This is a genomic window from Blautia sp. 210820-DFI.6.14 (assembly GCF_020558815.1).
GTDB lineage: Bacteria > Bacillota > Clostridia > Lachnospirales > Lachnospiraceae > Blautia_A > Blautia_A obeum.
The window spans coordinates 1-2302 of record NZ_JAJCKS010000061.1 but is presented as its reverse complement, the minus strand read 5'-3'; the positions used below and the strand labels follow the sequence as shown (position 1 = coordinate 2302).

Annotated in this window: 2 protein-coding genes; one reads left to right on the top strand and one right to left on the bottom strand. The window is 41.3% G+C overall.

Annotation, left to right across the window (positions count from 1 at the left end; all coding sequences use genetic code 11):
- Window positions 1–146 precede the first annotated feature (146 nt).
- On the bottom strand, window positions 147–1475 hold the full coding sequence (locus LI112_RS17660) for an MATE family efflux transporter (protein WP_173909342.1): 1329 nt from the start codon (window positions 1473–1475) through the stop codon (window positions 147–149).
- 187 nt (window positions 1476–1662) lie between these two features.
- Here LI112_RS17660 and LI112_RS17655 point away from each other — a divergent pair, with 187 nt between their 5' ends.
- A complete protein-coding gene (locus LI112_RS17655) occupies window positions 1663–2121 on the top strand; it encodes an Lrp/AsnC family transcriptional regulator (RefSeq protein WP_227191194.1) in 459 nt (152 codons plus the stop codon).
- Window positions 2122–2302 lie beyond the last annotated feature (181 nt).

The window sequence follows — 2302 nt, the reverse complement described above, 5'->3', positions numbered from 1 at the left end:
TCTACGCTTTCATCTCGGTAATTGAATTGCCGAGGATTCCCGCTTATCGTCCTAACTTATTTTCCGAAATTCCATATATTTTAAAGTCTTTGAGTAAAAAAAGAGCATATGGATTTCTCCATACACTCCCATATCATCTTACACATCTATTTATCAGTCGGCCATGACCTTCTGAGAGCCACATAGGATATTAAAAAGTTTGCAAGCCATCCAGCTGGTACAGCAAGCCAGACAAATGCAATGCCAAAACGCGGCGCAAAAATCAAAGCAACAGAAAGACGGATTGCCAGGTTCACCATATTTGCAATGAGAAATGGGCGCATGATTCCAAGACCACGAAGGACTCCATCGGTTGCCATTTTGATTCCCATAAAGATAAAGAAATAACCGAGCCATCTCATATAATCCCCAGATACCTGATAGGCCAGGGCTGTTCCGTCTTTACCAAGAAACAGCGAGGAAATTTGCGTGTGGAGCGTTTCAATTACAATAAAAGCAATGACTGAAAAACACACGTCCAACACTAATGCAGCGTGGTAGCCTTTTTTGATACGCTGTGGTTTGTTTGCACCAAGGTTCTGGGAAACATATGGTGAAACCGCATTACCGATGGATACAAAAATCAGAGAAAAAACGTTCTCAACTCGCATCGTCGCCGAATACCCCGCGAGTGCCTGTGTACCGAAAGGATTTACAACTGCCTGCACGATCATCATGCCGATAGATACTGTAGACTGCTGCAGAACCGAAGGCACAGCAATTTGAAACATAGAAAGTAACTCCTGCCTGTCAAACCAGTCAAAGTGACTTTTATATCGCCGCATCCGATGGAAGAAAATCAAAAGTGAAAACACGGCAGAAATGCCTTGTGCAATCAAAGTTGCAAGCGCCGCACCGAACACGCCGAGATCAAGGCCGGCTACCATCCAAAGATCCATAAAGATATTTAAGATTGACGAAAATATCAGGAGTCCCAGTGGAATTTTTGATTCTCCTATAGAATTAAACATCGTTGAAAGAATGTTATACATAAACAGGAACGGAAATCCCACAAAATAGACACGCAAATACAGCACTGCGTCATCCAGTATATCGGCAGGGGTTTGCAGTGCGCTCATCATCGAGCGGGAAAAACAAAAGCCAAAAACACCAAGGACTATGCTTAGAATTAAAAAGCTAATCAAGGACGTTGACACAATGGTTTTCATTTTTCCATACTCTCTGGCACCAAAGTAGCGGCTCACGAGTACACCGGCGCCGACACCTGCACCCAGCGCCACACAAATGAAAACATTAGTCAGTGCTGCACAGGCACCAACAGCTGCAAGTGCGGAGGAACCCACAAACTGACCGACGATGATGGAATCAGCCATATTATATATTTGCTGAAAAAAGCTGCCCAGAATCATCGGCATTGCAAAAACCGTCAGCGCTTTAAGAGGCGCATCTGTGATCAAATACTCATCTTTTGACATTATCTTATTCTTTCCTCCATCTGAATCAATTTCGTATCTTCCAAACGCAAGTTGTAAGTTACATTATGTAATAATTATAGGTAGCTATAACAGTTAAGTCAAGCTTCTGTTTACTTTTGGTAATATGAATGATATGATATTTAAGAAAATGCTATCCAGCGAATATTATTTTACAGGAGGAACGTTTATGTACCTGGACGGTTTAGATGAACTGGATCAGAAGATTATCCAGTTACTGATAGAAAATGCACGGATTTCTTACTCGGATATTGGTGAAAAAATTGGTATTTCCAGGGTAGCAGTAAAAGCCCGGATCCAGTCTTTGGAGAAAAAGGGTGTAATTGAAGAATATACAACAATAATAAATCCTCAGAAAATCAGTGGTGCTGTGTCATGCTATTTTGAAATTGAAACAAAACCAAACAATCTGTCGCAGGTGACAGATATATTATATAAAAATGATACAGTCACGCAGATTTACCGTGTCACCGGAAGAGACAAACTGCATGTACATGCCGTTGCCTCATCTAGTGATGAAATGGAACTCTTTCTGCACAATGTCATTGATACCCTGCCTGGCATTGTCAGCTGCAGCTGCAATACAATCTTATCACGTATTAAAGATATCAAAGGATTACGGCTATAGAATATGTAAAAAATGTACTGACCGCTATAACACTTTCTGCAAAAGTCTCTCCCGAATAATCCGTTTACATTCAAAGAATTACTCTCTATTAGTGGCACCTTATAAAGTACCGCCAATGGCAGTGGCAAAGGGGCTGTCGCTTTAACGATTAATAAATCGTGAAGCGGCAGCTTCATTTTTG

What these genes read in the sequence shown, in the direction of transcription:
- LI112_RS17660 (WP_173909342.1), bottom strand. Translation starts at nt 1,475, where the DNA reads ATGTCAAAAGATGAGTATTTGATCACAGATGCGCCTCTTAAAGCGCTG.
- LI112_RS17655 (WP_227191194.1), top strand. Translation starts at nt 1,663, where the DNA reads ATGTACCTGGACGGTTTAGATGAACTGGATCAGAAGATTATCCAGTTA.